The organism is Nocardia violaceofusca NBRC 14427 (assembly GCF_963869435.1).
Taxonomy (GTDB): Bacteria; Actinomycetota; Actinomycetes; order Mycobacteriales; family Mycobacteriaceae; genus Nocardia; species Nocardia aobensis.
Window position 1 is genome coordinate 1 of sequence record NZ_CAWMPM010000032.1, and the last position, 19,469, is coordinate 19,469.

Genomic DNA, 19,469 nt, shown 5'->3' on the forward strand with positions numbered 1-19,469 from the left:
CGCGCGGGCGGACCGCTCACGGGACGGTGCCGCTGCGGCCGAGCCGGCGTCGCGGCCGGATCCGGAGTCGAGGGTTTCGGTGTCGTTCATGTCGATTCGACGGTACCGACGGGCCCCGACACCCGGTGTCTCCCGCACCCCGTGCGGGTGAATCCGCGCGGATCAGATGTCGCGCGTGCGCAGGTACCACCAACCGGCCGCCCCGGCGGCGACGGCCCAGATCACCAGCACCACGGCCGAGGCCGCATTGGGCGGCAGGAACGGACTCTCGGGAAAGGAGCCGACCGCGACCGTGCCGATGGTGGCCGAACCCGGCAGCAGCACCACGACGCCCGCGATTCCCGCCCCCTTGGCGACCAGCCAGATCAGCGGTTCCAGAATGAACAGCCATCCCGCGATCGCGATGACAGCCAGGTTCGGCGATCGCACCAGCAACCCCAGGCTCACGCCGATCACGCCCCAGCACACCGCCGCGAGCAGGCCACCGCCGAACACCCCGACCAGTCGCCAGCCGAATTCGACGGTGTGCCGCCCGAACGCCAGCAGGCCCACCGCCGCGCCGACCTCCGCACACGCCGCGAGCACCAGCGAATAGATCGCGGCCACACCGGCTTTCGCGCCGAAGAGCACATCTCGGTCGGGCGTGAACAGCGCGGTGAGCCCCATGCTGCGGTAGCGGTACTCGTCGCCCGCGGTGACCGCGCCGCCGATCGCCGCCGCGCTCACCGCCACCGCGATCGCCAGATACAACCCGACGGTCGCCGTCCCGGTCGCCAGCGCTTCGTGCGGTTGCGGACCCGAGCCGCGCACCGCGGACGCCGAGGCGACGACGAAGGCGACGGCCGCGAGCACCGGGGGCAGCAGCCATCCCGAGCGCACCGCGGTGATCTTGCGGAGTTCGGCGGTCGCCGCCCGGCTCACCTCGGCGGGAACGGTGGGCAGGGTCGGCAGCATCATCGCGTTCCGTACATGGTCGCAGGGGCGGGGGCGGGATAGGCCGGGGGCGCGGACGATTTGGTGAGGATGGCCAGGACCCGATCCGGATGGACGGGTTCGGCCACCACCTCGCCCAGGTGGACCCGCGCCAGCGCCGCGGCGGCCTCGATCTCGCTGCGCGACGCGTCGGCGACGGCGAGCCTGCCGTCGCTGCGCATGACCGCGTCGGTGAAACCCTGCGCGGCCAGCGTCGTGGCCAGCGCGATCGGACTCGACGCCGCGACCACCAGCCGATCCGGGTGGTTGCGCCGCAGCCGGCGCGGACTGCCCTGATAGGCCACCGAACCGGCCGAGAGCACGATCACCTGATCGCACACCGGCACGGCCGCGGCGAGGCTCTGCGAGGTGAACAGGGTGGTCCCACCACGCCGGGCATGAGCCCGCAGATAATCGAAAAGCCATGCCCGCTCGGCCGATTCGAGACCGTCGAACGGGTCGTCGAGCACCAGCAGACGGGGCTGCGCGAGCAGTGCCTGCGCCAAGGCCAGCCGCGTGCGCAGGCCCTCGGGGACATCGCGCACCCGCGTCGTGGCGGCCTCGCCGAGGCGCAGCGTCGCGAGCATCGCGTCCACCCGATCGTCGTCCACGCCCGCCGCCGCCGCGTATACCCGCAACTGGGCTCGCACGGTCCGGGCCGGATGCAGACCGCGCGGCTGCAGTACCGCGCCGATCCCGCCGCCGCCCGGGGCCTCGGCGCTACCGGAATCCGCGCGCAGCAATCCGAGCAGGATGTCGATGAGCGTGGATTTTCCGGAGCCGGGCGGGCCGACCAGGGCCGCGGTGGTGCCGGCCGGAACGGTGAACGAGACGTCGCGCAGGGCCACGAGACCCTCGAACTGCTTGTGCAGTCCGCTGATCGAGACGGCGAGCGAGCGAGCCGCGCTCATCGCTGCTCGGCCGTCGAACCGGAGGCGGTGCCGTCCGGATCACCCAGTGCCGGAAGTGGATCCGCGTCGATCACGGTGCCGCGCGCGGTACCGCCGGACCACCGCATCGGCGCGGGCCCGAATGCCTTGTGCGAGTTGGCGATCACATTCTTCCCCAGCGCCCGGTTACCGAATCCGCCGATGGCCGCGCCGATTCCGGCCGGCAGCACCTTGCCGAACATGAGCATGCTGCGTTTGGTGATGAACTGGACGACGAACCGCCTCATCAGTGATTCGTTCATCCCCTTGATACCCGGTATCCGCTCCGCCAGCAGCGTGCCCCAGTTCTTGGCCGAATGGCCCACGCTCTGCTGCACGATCTCCATACCGCTCTCGCCCAGCACCACCGCCAGTACCAGCGCGCGCCGGCGTTCCTTGTCCTCGGGGGCGATGCCGTGCACGGCGGCGACGGCGAGGGTGAAGACGGCCGAGGCCTCGATGAAGAAGGTGGTTTCCGCGCTCATCGCCGCGAGCGAGGTCAGGGTTCCGACACCCGGGACGGCGGCGGTGGCGCCGACCGCGGTGCCGCTGCCGGTCACGGTCGTGAGGTAGATCTTCTCGAGCCGGTCGAGGATCTGGGCCGGACTCTCGTCCGGATGGGATCGGCGGAACCGGTCGACGTACTTCGCGACCGCGGGAGCCTGCACTTGTGCCCCGTTGTCCAGCAGTGACCGCACGGCCTTTTCCACGCCGCTGTCGAACATCGGTAACGCACCCCTCTCGTCCGGTCGGCACAAACTCTAGTGGTGCCGGTCCGACGGCCGCGGACGAAGTCGGCGACGGTGGCCGATACGGCCGTCGACCGTGCAACGAATCGCGCCCGGGTCCGGTTCCGCCGGGCCCGCGCGACGCCTACCGTGGAGGAGGTGAGTGGTGTCTCCGCGGGAGCGCGCCGGTTGCCGGCCCCGTCGTTGCGGCCCTACCTCGGCCGCTACGACGGATATTTCCTGCACGGCTTCGACCCGGGCGTGCACGTCGGTATGCCGAGTACCACGATCACCGTGATCCTCACCATCGGCGAACCGATCGATGTGCCGGTGTCCTCCCATCCCGATCAGGCCGGCGGCCGCTGGGACGCGCTGGCCGGCGGACTGACCCTGCGACCGACACTGATCGCGCACAACGGCTACCAGCACGGCATCCAATTGGCGGTCACACCGCTGGGTGCGCGGGCGCTGTTCGGGATTCCGGCCGGTGAGCTGGGGGAGTGGATCGTCGACCTGTCGGACCTGCTGGGGCCCGACGCCGAGCGAGTGCGTGAGCGGATCGCCGCGACCTCCGACTGGCGGGCGCGGTTCGCGGTGCTGGACGAGGTCTTCTGCGCGCGGGTCGCCGCGCTCGATCCGCGCCGGCTCGAGATGGACGCCAATCTCCGCCGAGCCTGGCGGCTGCTGACCGACCCCGCGGGCGCACCCGCGGTCGCCCGGGTGGCGCACGACATCGGCTGGAGCAGAAGATATCTGGCCGCGCGATTCACCGGTGAGTTCGGCATCACGCCGAAGGAGGCGGCGCGGTTGACCCGGTTCGAGGTCTCCCATCGTCTGTTGCGCCGCCCCGAGGTGAGCATCGCCGAGGTGGCCGCCGCGACCGGCTACTACGACCAGGCCCATATGGCCCGCGAATGGCGCGAATCGGCCGGTTGCCCGCCCTCGGTGTGGCGTGCCCGCGAGGTGTTCCCATTCGTCCAAGACGACGGGATACCGAGCGAGAAAGGCTGGGAGCATGACCGAAACAACCCATACCGCAACGACCGAAACCGCAACCACCGAAACCGCAACGACGACGGCCCCGGTGTGGCCGACGTTCATCTACCGTGACGCCCCGGCGGCGATCGATTTCCTGCAACGGGCCTTCGGCTTCGTCGAAGTCGCCCGCTACGGCACCGGCGACGTGGTCCAGCACGCCGAACTCGGCTGGCCCGGCGGCGGCGGGATCATGCTCGGTTCGCAGCGCGACGATTCCGCGCTCTGCGAGCAGCCGCCCGGGACCGGTTCGGTGTACATCGTCGTCGACGATCCGGACGGCCTCTTCGAACGCGCCCGCGACGCCGGGGCGACCATCGTGCGCGGACTTCGCGACGAGGACTACGGCTCGCGCGGGTTCACCTGCCGCGATCCGGAGGGCGTGTTCTGGAGCTTCGGCACCTACGCGGGAACCACCGCATAACGAAACGACGATCCGGTGCGGAGGCGGACTGCCGCCTCCGCGCATCGGTGACCGTCAGACCCAGTCGGCGGCCGGAACGCGTTCTGCGGGCAGGGGCGGCGGAGGTGGGGTGCCGTCGCCGAAGGGCTTGCCGCCCAACGCTTCTCGCCCGTGCGGCGTGAGCCAGCCCGACAGTTCCGGCCCCTTCGGCACGATTCCGGTCGGATTGATATCGCTGTGCACGACGTAGTAGTGCCGCTTGATCTGGGTGAAATCGACGGTATCGCCGAAGCCGGGAGTCTGGAACAGGTCGCGGGCGTACGCCCACAGCACCGGCTGTTCGGTCAGCTTGTTCCGATTGCACTTGAAATGGCCGTGATACACCGGGTCGAACCGCACCAGCGTGGTGAACAGCCGCACATCGGCCTCGGTGATGGTGTCGCCGACCAGATAGCGCTGGTCGCTCAACCGTTCCGACAGCCAGTCCAGCGCGGTGAACAGCCGGTCGTAGGCGGCGTCGTAGGCGTCCTGGCTGCCGGCGAAGCCGCAGCGATAGACGCCGTTGTTGACCTCGGTGTAGACGCGCCGATTCACCTGATCGATCTCGGCGCGCAGCGGTTCGGGATACAGCTGCGGCGCGCCCGGCCGGTGGAACTGCGTCCATTCGGTGGAGAAGTCGAGCGTGATCTGCGGGTAGTCGTTGGTGGCCACCTGTCCGGTCGGCACGTCCACCACCGCCGGAACCGTGATGCCGCGCGGATACTCCGGATCGCGCGCGAGGTAGGCATCGCGCAGGAAGTGGATGCCGAGCACCGGGTCCACCTCGCCCGGATCGAGGTCGAAGGTCCAGCTGCGTTTGTCATGGGTCGGCCCGCACAGCCCCAGCGAGATCACCTGTTCCAGGCCGAGCAGCCGCCGCACGATCAGGGTGCGGTTGGCCCACGGGCAGGCCCGCGCCGCGATCAGCCGATAGCGCTGCGGTTCGACGGGATAGCCGTCGCGGCCGTCGGCGGTGATCCGGGTGGTGATGTAGTTGGTGTCGCGCTTGAATTCGCCGGGCTCGACATAGGTCGCGGTGTTCGAACCGGCGTTCTCGGTCGGCGAGGTATCCACCGCACCAGTCTGGCAGACCGGTGGCCGGGGTACCGGTGACGTCCCCTTCTGGATAGATTCGGCCGATGAGCGATTCGAAACCCACCCGGTTGGAGCGGACCGAGACCGAGGCCGGCGCCCAGCTCGCGATCATCACCATCGACCATCCGCCGTTGAACCTGTTCGATTCGGCGCTGCTGGGATCGCTCGCCACCGATCTCGCCGAGCTGACCGCGAACCCGCCGCGGGCGCTGCTGATCCGCGCCGAGGGCAAGGTGGTCTCCGGCGGTGTCGACGTCCACGAATTCGACGGATTGAGCGCGGATCAGGGCGCCGAGCTGTGGCAGCGCCTGTTCCAGGGCATCATCCACCCGGTCGAGGCGCTGCCGTGCCCGGTGGTCTTCGCCGCCCATGGACTCACCCTGACCGCCGCCTTCGAGATCTCGCTGGCCTGCGACATTCTGCTGGCCGCGCCGAAGGCCAAGTTCGGGCTGGTGGAGACGGTCGTGGGCCTGACGCCGTCGATGGGCGGCCCGCAGCGACTGGCCGAGCGCGCCGGTTCCGGCCGGGCCCGGGAACTGGTCATGACCGGTGACCTGTACGACGCCGCCACCCTGGCCGACTGGGGTGTGGTCAACGCGGTGCACGAGGATGTCGACGCCGCGGCCCGGGCGCTGGCCGCCCGCCTCGCCGACGGCCCGACTCGGGCGCACGCGGCCACCAAGCAGATCATCGAGGCTTGGCGGTCCGGCGGCGTGGAACATGCCGATTCGGTGACGCCCAAGGTCTCCGGCGAACTGTTCGACACCGAGGATTTGCGGGGCGCGGTGCGCAGCTTCCTCGAGGTGGGCCCGGGGAAGGCGAGCTACACCGGGCGGTGATCGCTCGGACATCTTTGTCGCCTAACGCCCCACGATTGTGATCTGCGTCATATAGTCACAGGTGCCTGTTGATCGAGGCATCCGGAGGGACTTGATGACGCAGCTTCTGATCGAATATCCGCAGACGCGAAATCCGTGGTGCGGCAACCCTCTTGCTCGCGGAGCCGACGGCGTGCTGCGGTACGGGAATCTGAATCCGGCCCTCACCGAACTACTCGATGTGCAGGTACACGCGTTCTCGGCCCGGGAGGCGGTCGTCGAAATCGGCGGGCCGCGGCTGACCTACCGGCAGCTGTGGCATGCCGCTTCCCGGATCGCCGGCGGGCTGCAGGAACACGGAATCGGCTACGGCGACCGGGTTGCCGTGCGGATGCCGGTGGGTGCGCGCTGGGTTCAGGCCTTCCTCGGCGCCCTGCTGTCCGGTGCGGTGCCGGTGCTGGTGCACGACGGACTGCCCGATACCGTCGCCGCCCAGGTGATCGCGGACAGCTGCGCGGATTTCGTCCTCGACGGCGGCGGCGCCGAAGCCGGTTACGCCGATTTCCCCGACGGTGCGGCCTTCATCGACGACGGCGCCTCGCTGACCGAGCTCGCTTTGTTGTGCTACACCAGCGGCGCCGCGGGCCAGGGTCTTTCGGAGGCGCCGGGCGGTCCGCGCGGTGTCGAGCTGACCAACGAGAATCTGCTGTCGGCGGTGCGTTCGGTGGTGGGGGCCTTCGATCTGCCGACCGAGGGATTGCGCAATCTGGTCCTGATGCCGCTGGCCCACGCGAGCGGCTGCGTCGATCAACTGCTGCCCACCTTCGCCGTGGGCGGCACGGTCGTGCTCGCCCCGGACCCCGCCATGATCGCCGAGACGATCGTCGCCGAACGCATCGATATGGTGGCCGCGACGCCCCGCATCTTCGCGGGCCTGCTGCCCGAACTCGCCGGATTGCGGGCGGAGGGCGTGCGCCAGGTGTGCAGTGCGGGACATCGCGCCGAACTGGCCGCGACCGACGCCGGCACCGCGGAAATCGTCGCCGAGGCGCTGCGCGAGGTGTTCCCGCTGGCCCGGCAGTGGTCGGTCTGGGGTGCGACCGAAACCAGCGGTATCGGACTGGCACGGGTGGACAGCGGCGCGACGCCCGGCCGCGACGTTCTCGGATTCCCGTTCGGCGGTACGGAATTGGCGCTGTGGGGGCCGCGGGCCGGGGTCGGTAGCGGCGAATTGCTCTGTCGCGGACCGAATATCACCCCGCGCTACTGGAACGACCCGCAGACCACCGAATCGCGGTTCACGGGCAGCTGGTTCCACACCGGAAATCAGGTCAGCATCGATACCGACGGTCTGGTCCACCGCACCGGATAGCCGTTGCGGTGCGCCGGTACCGGTTCACTCCAGCAGGCGGGTGTGCAGGGCGGCCCGCAGCTGCGGCGTGATGCCGATGGACTCGAGATAGCCGTCGATGGTGCCGTAGTGGCGGTGCATGGCCTCGGTGCCGGCGGCGAGGTATTCGATGCTCACCCCCAGCAGCGCGGGCGGCAGCGGCTCGCCGGAATTGCGCGCGATGTCGGCGGCCAGCGATTCGACCGCCTCGTTGCTGAGCAGGTAGTCCGCCAGCACGTCGTCCTCGGTGACGCCGACGGCGCGCAGCAGGGTGGCGATCGCCCAGCCGGTGCGGTCCTTACCGGCCGCGCAGTGCACCAGCACCGCGCCGTCGCCGCGGGCCAGCGACCGTGCCATGGCGGTGATCGCGACGCCCGCCTCCGGCATCGAGGGGAATTCGGCGTAGACCTCGAGCAGATCGAGATGGCGGCTGGTCGTCGAGGCATCGTCGCGCGCCGCCGCCTCGTGTGGTGGCAGCGCCGGTTCCTGCGGGGCCTCGTGCGGGGCCCGGGCGGCGCCGACGCCGGAGTGGAACGGTGTCACCTCCAGGCGCACGTCGTCGGGAAGGATGTCGACGCCCATCCGGTCGGCTTCACCGGGCCCGCGCAGATCGTGCACGGTGGCGACGCCGAGCCGGCGCAGGATGTCGTGTCCGCGTTCGTCCAGCCGGCACAGCTGGGCCGACCGGAGCAGAACTCCGCTGCGAATCCTGGTCCCGCTCGCCGTGCGCAGGCCGCCGACGTCGCGGTAGTTGAAGGTGCCGGGAATGTGGAGATGATCGGGGCGCACCGTTGTCACGACTCCAGGTTATCGGCGGGTTCGCGGCGGTGGGGTGGCGTTGGGTCACCTGTGTGCTCGCCCACATCGATATAACGATTCCGGCCGGGAGGCCGTAGAGTTTTGGGCGTTTGCGCCCGGGCGCCGCCCACGCTGACCGTGGCGGATCCGCCGCCGAACCACCGCGCGGGGTGTGTCGGGGAGGTAACAAAACAATCTTTCAGTACGGAACGGCCTATCGAACCTGGTCACGATCCCCGAAAACCCTCTAACATTGACGGATGTTGAACGGGTCGCCCGGGGTAGAACTCGGAACAGGTCACCGTGGATCGGATGCCCGTTGAACGAGCCGCGCAGGCGAGGTGCGCGAGTTCTTTCGCCGAGGGAGTCGTCGTTGAGCGCTAGTGGAGAGATGATTCAGGTTCGGCCGCGGCCGATCGTGCAGGAGGCCATCGACGCCGCGTCGGCCGCCTGCGATTGCACGGGCACGCGCGCGTTGCGGGTGGTGCTGCATGCCGGTGTGAGTGCGATGTGGTCGGCCATCCGGGCCACGCCGCAACGGCAGGTGCACACGCTGGATCTCACGATCAGCGCCTTACGTCGCCGCTGGGAGGGGGAGGCCGACTGTTCCGGGCTCTCGGCGACGGAGTGGCTGCGCGATCTGGACGCCGAGGTCGGTGCGGCGCTGGACGCCTGCGCGGAGCGCTCGAACACCCAGTGGATCGAGCCGGTCACGGCCATCTCGGCGTATGTGCTGGCCGTGATCCAGGGCGCGGTTCTGCGCTGGCTCGCCGACGGTGACGACGAGACCACACTCGTGGTGCTGGACGATCTGGTCGCGACGCTGATCACCAAGGCGGTCGATCGGTAACGACGCGCCCAGCACTCCTGGACGTATGACCAGTTTCGTGATTGGCTGATGTGGTGACAGACGCGTCGCCCATCGCCGACCTGCACGCCGCCACCGCGGACCTCGATCCGCCCCTGGCCGCGCTGGACCTGAGCGCGCTGCGCGCCAACGCGGCGGACCTGGTGCGCCGGGCCCGCGGCGTGCCGATCCGGGTGGCCAGTAAATCGGTGCGCTGCCGCGCGGTCCTCGAGGAAGTACTCGGACCGCAGCTCACCGGCCGCGGCGGATTCGCCGGCATCATGTCCTATTCGTTGCGTGAGGCGCTGTGGCTGGCCGGCCACGGGGCGCGCGACATTCTGCTCGGTTACCCGAGCGTCGATCGCGCCGCACTGGCCGACTTGGGCGCCGATAGCACCCTGCTCGACTCGATCACGCTGATGGTCGACGACGTCGCGCAGCTGGATCTGATTCGCGCCGCGGTCGGTGGCGCCGGAATCAGCCCGCGCATATGCCTGGACGTCGATGCCTCGTTGCGAGTCGGCCCGCTGCACCTGGGGGTGCGCCGATCGCCGATCCGGACGCCCGAGCAGGCCGAGCGGCTGGCCCGGGTCGCGCGCGAGCGCGGGTTCCGGGTGGTGGGTGTGATGACCTACGAGGCCCAGATCGCCGGCCTGCCCGACACCAATCCCGCGGTGCGGCTGGTCAAGCGGCTCTCCGCGGCCGAAATCGGCACGCGTCGTACGCGGGTGCTGGAGGCGGTGCGTGCGGTGGCCGGTGAACTCGAGATCGTCAACAGCGGCGGCAGCGGGTCGATCGAGGTGAGTGTGGCAGCGCCCGAGGTCACCGAGGTGACCGCGGGATCCGGCCTCTACGTGCCGACCCTGTTCGACGGATATCGCGCGTTCACACCCCATCCGGCGCTGTATTTCGCGCTGCCGGTGCTGCGCCGCCCGGCCGCCGACATCGCCACCGTCTTCGCCGGCGGCTATATCGCCTCCGGTCCGGCCGGTGCGTCGCGCGTACCGAAACCGGTGTGGCCCAAGGGTTTGCGATTGATCGGCACCGAGGGCGCGGGGGAGGTGCAGACGCCGTTCACGGGCGCCGCGGACCTGGCCGTCGGGGACCGGGTGTGGATGCGCCACGCCAAGGCCGGAGAGCTGTGCGAACGCTTCGACGCCATCCATGTCGTCGATGCCGACGACCGGCGCACCACGGTGCCGACGTATCGGGGCGAGGGCCGCAACTTCGGCTAGCCGCGCCCGGTCAGTTCGAGGTAGGCGGCCAGATCGGGCAGCTGCTCGGGTGTCTCGGGCAGATAGTCCGTGAGCAGCGGCGAGGCCACGATGATCGCCGACCACATCGCCCGGGAGACGGCGGTGGTCAGCCAGTGCCGGGAGAGCAGGTCGTCCATTCCGTGCGGTGCGTCGGCGGGGGCCGAGGTCGTCATCGAGATCAGCACGACCGCCGCCTCCCGCCCGCGGAAGCGATCGGCGGTGCCGACCACCACATCCTCGATCCGGGCTCGCGACAACAGCATTCGAATGCGCGCCACCTGCGCGTGATAGGGCGTGACCACCAGGATGTCGTGCGGATGCAGCCGCCGGGTGAGTACGCCCTGGCGCCAGGTGCGGCCCAGCAGGGACCGGACCTGGCGGACGATCTCGCGGGCCTCCTCCGCGGATTCGGTGCTGTTGCCGTGATGATCGACCGGTACCGCGCGCACGCCCGGCGCGACGCCCTCGAGTTCGCGGGCGAGAGTGACCGTCTCGTTGGAGCGCAGCCGGCGGCCGTAGCGCAGCGACGACACCGGCCCGCACACCTGCGGATGCATTCGCCAGGTGCGTTCCAGGAAATAGCCGAAAGCCGTGGGCACCGTGGGGTTGTCGCCGACGATGCGGCCCAGTGCCGATTCGTGCACGCGCTCCGGGTGCACGCCGGTGCCCGGTAGCGGCGCCGGATCGCCGACCAGCAACAGATTCCGCGCCGACGCACCCACCGCGATCGCCTGTGCCAGCGGGAAATACCCGGCGTCGGCGATCACCAGCAGATCCAGACTCTGCGGCGTCACCTGCTCGGGATCGGTGAAATCGCCTGTGAGACCGCCGATCACACAACCGTTCACCGCGTTGTCGAGGAAGCGCGGATAGCGGTCGGCGGCGATCCCCAGCCATTCCGGCGCCACGCTGTGCACATCCGATTTGGCGACCAGTTCCGGCAGGACACCCACGCGGACCACGGCGTCGAGCAACACCTCGGCGGCCGAATGCGTTTGCGCCACCACACCGACGCGCCATTTGTAGCGAGTGACCAGCCGCTCGATCACCCGCGCGGTCGTGTCGAGTTTGCCGGTGCCGGAGGGTCCCTGCACCGCGAGATACGAGCAGTCCAGATCGAGCACCGCGGCGGTGATCGCGGCCGCGTAGTCGCCGAAAACCTGTGGGAGCGCGGTCGATCCGTGCAGCCGCGGCCGTCGCCGGCACAGCAGGTCGAAGGCAGCCGTCAAGGGGACGTCCGGCAGGCTGACCAGCAGATCGTGCGCCACGGCGTTCAGCGCCTGTTCCAGATTGTCGTCGCGGCCCGGCGGATCGGGCACGATGGCGACGGGCAGTTCGTCGTAGGGGGCACACCCCGGCGGCAGCAGTTCCTCCACCCGCACCACATCGTCGAAGTTGTCGTCGAGGGCGAAGCCGAGCACCGTCGCCGCCGCGGTGGCGCGCCGGCCGGGGGTGGCCGGCAGGTCGGGCACCGGCGAATCGTAGAGCGTGCGTACCGCGGTGCCCGGCGGCGGCGGGCGACCGGTGCCCAGCCGGCCGGTGAGCTTCAGGTAGCGCCGCATCGGCCGGTCGTCGGTGTGCTGCCATTTGGTGTCGACGCTGGCCCAGTCCGCGACGAGAACGCCCGGGGTATCGGCCCATTCGCCGATCGGCCGGTGCAGGCGGTCCTCGTGCGCCCAGTGCAGCGGCTGCCGCTCACGCCGGTGATAACCCAGTACCGCGGCCATCATGGCGGCGGCTTGCTGTCCGGCGCTGCGGGTTTCGTCGTAGTCGAAGGCGAATTCGCGCAGCGCCGCCTCCACCGCGGCCGGTTGTTCGGCGAGGGTGCGACGCGGGACCGGGCAGGGCTGGATGTCGTGCTCGGCGGCGAGTTCGCAGAGTCGCTCGCGCAGGCGCAGTGTTGCCGCACAAGCCGATTCGAGGTCGGCGCGGATCGCTTCCGCGTCGGGATCGAGCAGGCCGAGTACTTCCGGCAGATCGTAGGTCCGGGCACCGATCAGCAGCGCGGACCGCACGATCGGATACAGGTCCAGCAGGGCGCCGAGCAGGTCGTCGGCGGTCTCCTCGTCGGCGCCGCAGCGCGCGCACAGGTCGGCCAGCAGCGTCCGGATCGGCGAGCAGAAGTGGTAGATCCGCAGGTCGGGGTGGTGTTGCTGGCGATCGGCGAGAAATTCGAGCAGCGCCACCGGATCGTGCGCGGTGAAGGCGTGGAACAGGAACACCCCGTCGCCGCCGTCCGCACTCCGCGCCGCGACGCCGACGCCGACGGCCGACCCGGCGACCGCCACGAAGACATCGCCGGCATCGGGCGGGGCCAGCTCACCGAAGGCGGCCGCATCCGTGACCGCGTAGGCCGGGCGTCCGGTGCGCTCGCGGCGCAACTGCAGTTCGGCCTGCCGTCGCAGCGTCGAAAAGGTCTGTACCGCAACGCCGGTCACCGACGAATCCGCGGCGGCGAGGCGATCGACCGTGGTGATGCCGGCATCACGCAGCTGCGCCCGCACCGACGGCCGCATACCGGCCACCAGCAGCAGATCGCGCCCGGCCACCAGTTCGGCGGTGCAGCTCGCGCATCGCCCGCAGGCGAGATAGCGGCGGTCTCCCCACTGCACGGGCAGCAGTTCGTCCTGTTTGGCGGTCAGGATCGCGGCGAGCCGAATCCGCCGCGCCGCGTAGACGGTCTCGGCCGGACCGAGTTCGTGAATCCGCTCCGCACCCGCGGCATCCCGGATCCGGACCCACGGATCGACGTCGAACCCGTTGTCTCGCACCAGGCGCGCACACGCGGCAGCCTCCATGAGCGCCGCGACATCGGACGACGACGAGCGGACGTACAGGACGAAGGTGGAATCCGGGATCGGCGGCGCTTCGTGGACCGCGTCGGCGACAGCCGCCGCCCCGGCCTCGTCGGACGCGACGATGTCCGGCGGCGCCGCGGTCCGCCGCGTGCGCACCGGTGCGGGGTCGTCGCGGCGGACGAGAACGGCGCATCCGGCCGCGAAGGTCCCGTCGAAGAATGTCGCCCCGAAGATCGCGGGCGCGTCGGTGCCGAGTGCGGCGACGGTGCGGTCGTGTGCGCCGCGCAACTCCGAGGCGGTGGCGGCGGCCGGCGGATCGATGGTGATCACGCTCGCATCGAGGGCGGCGTACACATCGTCGAACACCTCGTCCGACAGTGCGTCCGAGCCGAGCGGGAAGTGCACCGCATCGGTCGCATCAGGCGAAAGGACAAGGCCCAGTTCGGTATCGAGCGCGCGCAGCAGCGCGAATTCGCAGCGCGCTGCCCTCATCAGGTCATCGGTGCTGCACACGACACGATCACCGAACAGAATCAATCGCGGCCCTCCTGAGTCCGGACACCCGCACGCGGCCGACGCCCGCTCGCGTGCCGAGTCGCGCAACAGCGTAATCATTCGAGGTCGTACGGCGTGGCGTGAGGGGGGCGTGTCGGATATCGGCCTCACTTCGCCGGGCCGGGACGGCTCGCGGACGGCCTGCCCGTGACAATGGGCTGATGCCGTACTTCCAGGGTGCCCGCGGTCGACTGCACTACCGGCGGTGGCCGGTGGAGCGGCCGCCGGCACTGGTGGCGTTCCTGCCCGGAACCGGCCAGCACAGTGGGCATTACCATCGGCTCGGGCGGGGCCTGGGCGCGCGCGGTATCGAGGTCTGGTGCCTGGACACCGCCGGCCAGGGGTTGAGCGAAGGCGATCCGGGGGCGCCGGGAACGCTGCCCGAACTCGCGGGCGACGCCGCGGCGCTGGTCCGGGTGCTGCGCGCCGAGCGGCCCGATCCGCCGCTGTTCCTGGCGGGCCACTCGCTCGGCGCGGCGACCTGTCTCGCATCGTTGTCGCTGCCGGAGATGTCCGGGTGCGCGGGCATGGTGCTGACCGGGACGCCGAAGCGGGCCGTCGAATCGCCCGCCGCCCTCCCGCCCGGACTGCCGATGCTGGCGCTGCACGGCGTCGACGACCGCCGCGCACCGATCGACTCCGCGCGTGCGTGGGCGGCCCGGCACCCGTCGGTGGGGTTGCACGAGTACACCGATGCCGGGCACGATTTGCTGCACGAGCCGGTGCACGCGGCGGTCACCGCCGATATCGCGGAGTGGATCCGCGAGGTCGCGGACCGTCGTCACGGCGCCGCGGAAGTGGGTTGAGAAAGGGGGACCGCGATGCAGTCACAAGAGGCCGGGGATCTGCGCAACGATGTCGGTGCGCTGGCCCAGGCGGTCGACGACGGAGAGCTGTGGATCGACGGCGTACTCGTCGGCGACGGCACCCACGAGCGCTGCGCGCGCCGCTACGAGTCGCTGGCCGACCAGGTCGAGCAGCAGATCCGGACACTCGGCGCGGCCGCGTCCCTGCCGGGCTTCGGCGGTTTCGAGTCGGGACACTCGCTGCGCCGCGGCTTCGAGGGCAAGGCCGCCGACGCGGTCGATCGGTTACGCGAATACGCCGATGCCGCACGGCAATTGGCGCAGGCCCTGCGCGCGGCCGCGGCCGCCTACGCCCAGCACGATGCCGATGCCGCCGCGGCGATCGGCAAGGCCGCACCACCCCCGGTGGTCGTAACGCCGTCGCAGCCGGTGGGGGTGGGACATGCATAGGGTCAGCGGCAACGGGACACCGCCGGCGCAGGGGCATACCGATCCGGATTACGCCCCGACGGTCGAGATGTTCGACCACCTCACCCATCGCGATATTCAGCGTGGGGTGCAGGAATTGAATCCCGAGATCATCACCGCGGGCCGCCAGGCCTGGCAGAGTTCGGCGGCCGCCATGGCCGACGCGGTCCAGTCCGCGCACACCGAAATTCGCGGCGCCATCGCCGACGGCTGGCGCGGTGGCGCCGCGCAGCTGGCCGCCGACGCGGTGACCGCCTTCGAACGACTGGGCCAAGAGCTGTCCGATGTGATGGCGGTTGTCGGACAACGACTCGCGCAGGCCAACGACGCAGCCGAGACATTGCGCGCCTCGGTCTCGCAACAGGTGACGGCCCATCCGGATCTGGAAGCGGCACTGCTGGATCCGAAACAGGCCACCGCAAACGTCGCCGTGCAGAAGAGTGCCGAGAACCTGCGCCAGGACGCCGTGCGGGTGATGGATTCGGTCTATGCCGGCGTCTTTCTGCGCACCGGCGACAGTGTGCCGGCGTTTCCCGACGGCGGCATGTATCCGAATCCCGCTGTCGTACAACCGGGTAACGAGGCGACCGCGCCGGGTGGCGGCAGTGCGGATCTGATCGGGCGGGCGACGGGCGCCCAGGTGACGCCGACGGTGGACAGACCGCAGGCCCCGGAAGCGGCTTCGGCGGATCGGCCCGTCGCACCCGCCGGCGACCCGGCCGACGGTGATCGGCCCGGCGGTGATCAGCAGGCAACCGATCGTCCCGCGGCCGTCGCACCCGCCGCTGCCGCACCGACGCTCGTGGAGCCCTCCGCCCCGGTTCCCACTCCGGTGCACAGCACGATTGCGGCCGCCACGGTACCCGATGCGCCGGTGGCCGCGACCGCGAAACCGGTTGTCACACAACCGAAACCGTCGAACACCGCGCAATTCGCCCCGGCGGCAGCGGCACCGGGAGGCAAGCCAGACGTGGTCTCCGCCGCCGTGGGTCCCGCCGGAGCGGCCACCACCCCGGCGTCGACCGCGCAGAACTCCGATTCGGCCAAGCGCGACGACCACGACCAGGACCACAACCCCGGCGCCGACTCGATGTCCGGAATGGGGGCGGGCATCGTGGGCGGCCTGGCGGGGGGCGCGTTCGCCGCGGGCGATGCGGTGCGGCAGGGTCCGTCGACTCCGGTGGCGGCGAAGCCGATCCGCCGCGACGAGGACGAGGACGAGGACTACTACTCCGAATTCGACGACGAGCCGACCTTCCTCGAACCGGCCGAGCCGGGTGGCGAACTGGTCGGAATCCTCGACCCGACCACCCCGCCCGTGCTGGGCGAATGGTCCGAGGATGACTGACCGCGCGGTGACGGCGGCGGACGAGGCGGGCCGGCGGCGGTGAAATGGACGCTGACACCCGATCAATTCGCGATGGCATGGCAACGGATCGACGGTGACCGGATCCCGTATCCGCTCGCGGTGCGGTCGTCCGCCCGCGACAGCGCCGAACGGGCCGCGCAATTGCCGGAGCTGACCGAGTGGTGCGACCGCACCGTGGACCCCGATCTGGAGGCGGCGCTGCGGCTGCTCGCCCGGCCCACCGTATGCGTCGAGGTCTTCGGCGAATGCGGCGCGCCGGAGGCCCGGCCCGTACGGGTGCTCGGCGCGGCCGCCGGCCACATCACGGTGGTCGCGGCCCAGCGCCACGGCGACGCGGCCGATCGCGGCGGCGACGTGCGGCTGTTCGTCGGAAATTCCGCCTCCCTCGCGGCGCGGGTGGTCTCGCTGCTGCCGGAGTATCCGGCCGGAAGCGAACCGCGTCGCACGGCACCACTGGACCGGGTGCGTGAGGACAGTCGTGATCTGGTGACGGTGCCGGTCGCCGGTCCCTCCACTACCGCGCGGATGCGGCGGTTGCTCAAACAGCCTCGCGACGGCATCGGTCAGATCGTGGTCTCCGCGCGCCGCGCCGACGACAGCATGCGCCCGCTCGGCGTGCTGTGCTGGATCGACGTCGCCGGCGACGGCCGCTACGCGGTCCGCACCCGTGCGGAGGTGGATATCGTCGGTGTCACCGCGGAAACCTTTGCCGCGCACCTGCGCCCGATGGTCGCGGCCGCGGAACGAGTGGTCGCCGACGACAACGAATGGTGAGAACGCATGCCCTGCTACGAATTCGAAGGTAAACGGCCCCAGGTGGATCCGACCGCGTTCATCGCGCCGACCGCCACCCTGATCGGCGATGTGCGCGTGGAGGCGAACGCGTCGGTCTGGTACGGGGCCGTGCTGCGCGCCGACCTCGCGCCGATCATCGTCCGCGAACGGGCGAATGTGCAGGACAACACCGTGATTCACACCCCGCCCGACGTGCCCGTCGAGGTGGGGCCCGGCGCTACGATCGCGCACAGCGTGGTGCTGCACGGCGCGAGCGTCGGCGCGGAGGCGATCGTCGGCAACGGCAGCACGGTCCTCGATATGGCCACGATCGGCGCCGGTTCGATGATCGCCGCGCACTCGCTGGTCCAGCCCGGCACCGAGATCCCCGAGGGCGTCTTGGCCGCGGGAGCGCCGGCCCAGGTCAAACGCCCCATCGCCGGCACCCAGGCCGAAGGCTGGGTCAAGATCAACCCCGGCTACTACGCCGACCTCGCGCAGCGGCATCGGAAAGGGGTGCGCGAGATCGACTCGGAGAGCGAGTGATTCGTGCCGGCGCGGTTCCTCAGCCGCCGGGGTGGTGCGCGGTCGGCAGCAGGTCCAGCATCTCCTCGTCGTCGAGTTGATGGAAATCGCGATACGCCCCGCCGACTCCGCCGAGGGAGCGTGGAATCAGCGGGCACACCGTCTCCCGGGCCAGGCCGCGCAGCCGCTCCATCGCCTCGATCGAGGACACCGGCACCGCCACCGTGATCCATCGCGGCCGGTGCGACCGCGCCACGCGGCACGCCGCGGCGACCGTCGCGCCCGTGGCCATCCCGTCGTCGACGATCACCACCGTGCGATCGCCGATCGGCACCCGCGGCACCTGCGCGCGCACCATGCGCTGCCGGCGCGACAGTTCCGCGCGCTCGGCCTGCTCCACGGCGGCGATCTGTTCGGTTCGCACACCGGTCTGCCGCAGCACGTCGTCGTTGAGAACCCGGACCCCGTCCTCACCGATGGCGCCCATCGCCAGCTCGGGTTGCCAGGGCACGCCGAGCTTCCGGACGAGCAGCACATCCAGATCCCCGCCGATGATCTCGCGCACCGCGGCCGCGACCGGCACCCCACCGCGCGGCAGTCCCAGCACCAGGGGATGCCACGCCCGCAGGTGCGACAGCGATTCACCCAGCGTGCGACCGGCCGACCGACGATCCGGATAGATCATGGTGCCACCAGTCTATGGCTCGACGGTGAATCGGCGCAGGCTCAGGCTCGGGTTGGTGGTGCGGATCTGCCGCAGGTGATCGAGGTCGATGCGACTGGTGGCGATACCGGGGGCATCGCCGAGTTCGGCGAGCAGATTGCCGGAGGGGTCGACGATCATCGACGCGCCCGCGCCGCGCGGGGCGCAGTGGTCCGCGGCGGCCACGTAGACCGTGTTCTCGATGGCCCGGGCGCGCAGCAGCGTGGTCCACTGATCCAGCTTGCCCGGTCCCGGAATCCATTGCGCGGGAAGTAACAACACCTGCGCCCCCGCGGCGGCCACCCGGCGGCAGCCCTCCGGGAAGCGCAGGTCGAAGCAGGTCTGCAGGCCGAAGGTGACGCCGTCGACGGTGAAGGTGGCGGGATCCTCGATCGGGCCGGGAGCGACCACCTCCGATTCGCGGAATCCGAAGGCGTCGTAGAGGTGCACCTTGCGGTAGACCGCCGCGAACTCGGCATCGGGGCCCGCCGCGATCAGTGTGTTGTAGATGCGGTCGGTGATCTGCCCGCCCGGCGCCTCGACGACGCCGGCGACCACGTGCACCCCGAATTCGGCGGCGAGCCCGCGCAATTCGCTCGCCCACGGGCCGGTGATCGGCTCGGCCGCCGCCACCACCCGTTCGTCCAGCCGCTTCACCGCGAACATCGAATATTCCGGGGCGACAACCACTTTCGCACCGTGCTCGGCGGCGGCGCGAACATGGTCGCGCAGCGCGGCGAGATTGGCGGACTTGTCGGTGTACGGCCCGAATTGCACGACCGCGATATCGACCGCCCGCGCCGGAGCCGGGGCGGGTGCCGGTCGGGCGGCGGGCCGGGGTTCGAGTCCACCGCTCACCGCGGGAGCGGGCCGCCCGGCCTCCGCGGTGGTCGAGTAGGTGATCACGATCGGGACGGGACTGCCGATCGCGTCGGCGGTGGAGATTCCGGTGTCGGGCCGGGCGGTTCCGGGTGCGTCCGCAGTGTCGGATTCGTCACTCACGAGCGCGCCGGCGTCCTCGCGAGAATTCGGCTCGGCGGGCGCAGATGCGGTGGGCCGCAGGGGTTCGGCGGATTCCGGAACGTCGCGCAAGGGCGGCTGCTGCGGTTGCATAGGTCTCACCGTATTGGCCCGATGGTCCGGGCGGCCACCGCAAGGCAT

At 70.6% G+C, this 19,469-nt stretch carries 19 protein-coding genes; 11 read left to right on the top strand and 8 right to left on the bottom strand.

What is annotated here, in order from left to right; translation table 11 throughout:
* Positions 1-162 precede the first annotated feature (162 nt).
* Genes AC5592_RS25275 through AC5592_RS25285 form a run of 3 tightly spaced genes read right to left on the bottom strand, consistent with a single transcriptional unit; the run spans position 163 to position 2,626 of the window.
* Positions 163-957 (bottom strand): ABC transporter permease, encoded by a 795-nt coding sequence (locus tag AC5592_RS25275; protein WP_232329542.1) that lies wholly within the window; start codon positions 955-957, stop codon positions 163-165.
* Positions 954-1,883, bottom strand: coding sequence for an ATP-binding cassette domain-containing protein (locus tag AC5592_RS25280; RefSeq protein ID WP_036504641.1), 930 nt, complete (start codon positions 1,881-1,883; stop codon positions 954-956). The genes AC5592_RS25275 and AC5592_RS25280 overlap by 4 nt, the downstream gene beginning before the upstream one ends.
* Entirely contained in the window at positions 1,880-2,626 is a 747-nt protein-coding gene (locus AC5592_RS25285) for a hypothetical protein (protein ID WP_051024904.1), read from the bottom strand. The genes AC5592_RS25280 and AC5592_RS25285 overlap by 4 nt, the downstream gene beginning before the upstream one ends.
* A gap of 162 nt (positions 2,627-2,788) precedes the next feature.
* On the opposite strand from AC5592_RS25285, the gene AC5592_RS25290 reads away from it, so the two are divergent.
* Together AC5592_RS25290 and AC5592_RS25295 are read left to right on the top strand one after the other, a co-directional pair.
* The gene (locus AC5592_RS25290) at positions 2,789-3,739 is read left to right on the top strand and encodes a helix-turn-helix domain-containing protein (RefSeq protein WP_084507139.1); all 951 of its coding nucleotides are present in this window, start codon (positions 2,789-2,791) and stop codon (positions 3,737-3,739) included.
* Positions 3,714-4,088, top strand: a complete 375-nt coding sequence (locus AC5592_RS25295; RefSeq protein WP_036504639.1) for a VOC family protein — start codon at positions 3,714-3,716, stop codon at positions 4,086-4,088. The genes AC5592_RS25290 and AC5592_RS25295 overlap by 26 nt, the downstream gene beginning before the upstream one ends.
* A gap of 54 nt (positions 4,089-4,142) precedes the next feature.
* Here the strand turns inward: AC5592_RS25295 and AC5592_RS25300 are convergent, their stop codons facing one another.
* Entirely contained in the window at positions 4,143-5,180 is a 1,038-nt protein-coding gene (locus AC5592_RS25300; RefSeq protein WP_036504638.1) for a glutathione S-transferase family protein, read from the bottom strand.
* Positions 5,181-5,245: 65 nt separating this feature from the next.
* Here AC5592_RS25300 and AC5592_RS25305 point away from each other — a divergent pair, with 65 nt between their 5' ends.
* The gene (locus AC5592_RS25305; protein ID WP_036504637.1) at positions 5,246-6,040 is read left to right on the top strand and encodes an enoyl-CoA hydratase/isomerase family protein; all 795 of its coding nucleotides are present in this window, start codon (positions 5,246-5,248) and stop codon (positions 6,038-6,040) included.
* A gap of 94 nt (positions 6,041-6,134) precedes the next feature.
* The gene (locus AC5592_RS25310; protein ID WP_036504636.1) at positions 6,135-7,391 is read left to right on the top strand and encodes a class I adenylate-forming enzyme family protein; all 1,257 of its coding nucleotides are present in this window, start codon (positions 6,135-6,137) and stop codon (positions 7,389-7,391) included.
* A gap of 24 nt (positions 7,392-7,415) precedes the next feature.
* On the opposite strand, the gene AC5592_RS25315 is transcribed toward AC5592_RS25310, so the two are convergent.
* Complete coding sequence (locus AC5592_RS25315) at positions 7,416-8,207, bottom strand: tyrosine-protein phosphatase (protein ID WP_063065637.1); 792 nt, start codon at positions 8,205-8,207, stop codon at positions 7,416-7,418.
* Positions 8,208-8,580: 373 nt separating this feature from the next.
* On the opposite strand from AC5592_RS25315, the gene AC5592_RS25320 reads away from it, so the two are divergent.
* Complete coding sequence (locus AC5592_RS25320) at positions 8,581-9,057, top strand: TetR family transcriptional regulator (RefSeq protein WP_232329543.1); 477 nt, start codon at positions 8,581-8,583, stop codon at positions 9,055-9,057.
* Positions 9,058-9,110: 53 nt separating this feature from the next.
* Positions 9,111-10,289, top strand: coding sequence for an amino acid deaminase/aldolase (locus tag AC5592_RS25325; RefSeq protein WP_063065673.1), 1,179 nt, complete (start codon positions 9,111-9,113; stop codon positions 10,287-10,289).
* Here AC5592_RS25325 and AC5592_RS25330 read toward each other — a convergent pair.
* On the bottom strand, positions 10,286-13,600 hold the full coding sequence (locus AC5592_RS25330) for a bifunctional RecB family nuclease/DEAD/DEAH box helicase (RefSeq protein WP_232329544.1): 3,315 nt from the start codon (positions 13,598-13,600) through the stop codon (positions 10,286-10,288). The genes AC5592_RS25325 and AC5592_RS25330 overlap by 4 nt on opposite strands.
* A 224-nt stretch (positions 13,601-13,824) precedes the next feature.
* On the opposite strand from AC5592_RS25330, the gene AC5592_RS25335 reads away from it, so the two are divergent.
* From AC5592_RS25335 to AC5592_RS25355, 5 genes are read left to right on the top strand one after another with little or no spacing between them, the layout of a single operon-like run.
* Positions 13,825-14,469, top strand: a complete 645-nt coding sequence (locus tag AC5592_RS25335; protein ID WP_036504627.1) for an alpha/beta hydrolase — start codon at positions 13,825-13,827, stop codon at positions 14,467-14,469.
* A 15-nt stretch (positions 14,470-14,484) separates the two neighbouring features.
* Complete coding sequence (locus tag AC5592_RS25340) at positions 14,485-14,919, top strand: hypothetical protein (protein WP_051024903.1); 435 nt, start codon at positions 14,485-14,487, stop codon at positions 14,917-14,919.
* Positions 14,912-16,285, top strand: coding sequence for a PPE domain-containing protein (locus AC5592_RS25345; protein ID WP_157122185.1), 1,374 nt, complete (start codon positions 14,912-14,914; stop codon positions 16,283-16,285). Before AC5592_RS25340 ends, AC5592_RS25345 begins: the two co-directional genes overlap by 8 nt.
* Before the next feature lie 39 nt (positions 16,286-16,324).
* Complete coding sequence (locus AC5592_RS25350; RefSeq protein ID WP_036504623.1) at positions 16,325-17,080, top strand: ESX secretion-associated protein EspG; 756 nt, start codon at positions 16,325-16,327, stop codon at positions 17,078-17,080.
* A 6-nt stretch (positions 17,081-17,086) separates the two neighbouring features.
* Positions 17,087-17,626 carry a gamma carbonic anhydrase family protein gene (locus AC5592_RS25355; protein ID WP_036504621.1) on the top strand — a complete coding sequence of 180 codons (540 nt, stop codon included), beginning with the start codon at positions 17,087-17,089 and terminating at the stop codon, positions 17,624-17,626.
* 19 nt (positions 17,627-17,645) lie between these two features.
* Here AC5592_RS25355 and AC5592_RS25360 read toward each other — a convergent pair whose 3' ends face one another.
* Both AC5592_RS25360 and AC5592_RS25365 read right to left on the bottom strand, forming a co-directional pair.
* Complete coding sequence (locus AC5592_RS25360; protein WP_036504618.1) at positions 17,646-18,290, bottom strand: phosphoribosyltransferase; 645 nt, start codon at positions 18,288-18,290, stop codon at positions 17,646-17,648.
* A gap of 12 nt (positions 18,291-18,302) precedes the next feature.
* Positions 18,303-19,094, bottom strand: a complete 792-nt coding sequence (locus tag AC5592_RS25365; RefSeq protein ID WP_036504690.1) for a carbon-nitrogen hydrolase family protein — start codon at positions 19,092-19,094, stop codon at positions 18,303-18,305.
* Positions 19,095-19,469 lie beyond the last annotated feature (375 nt).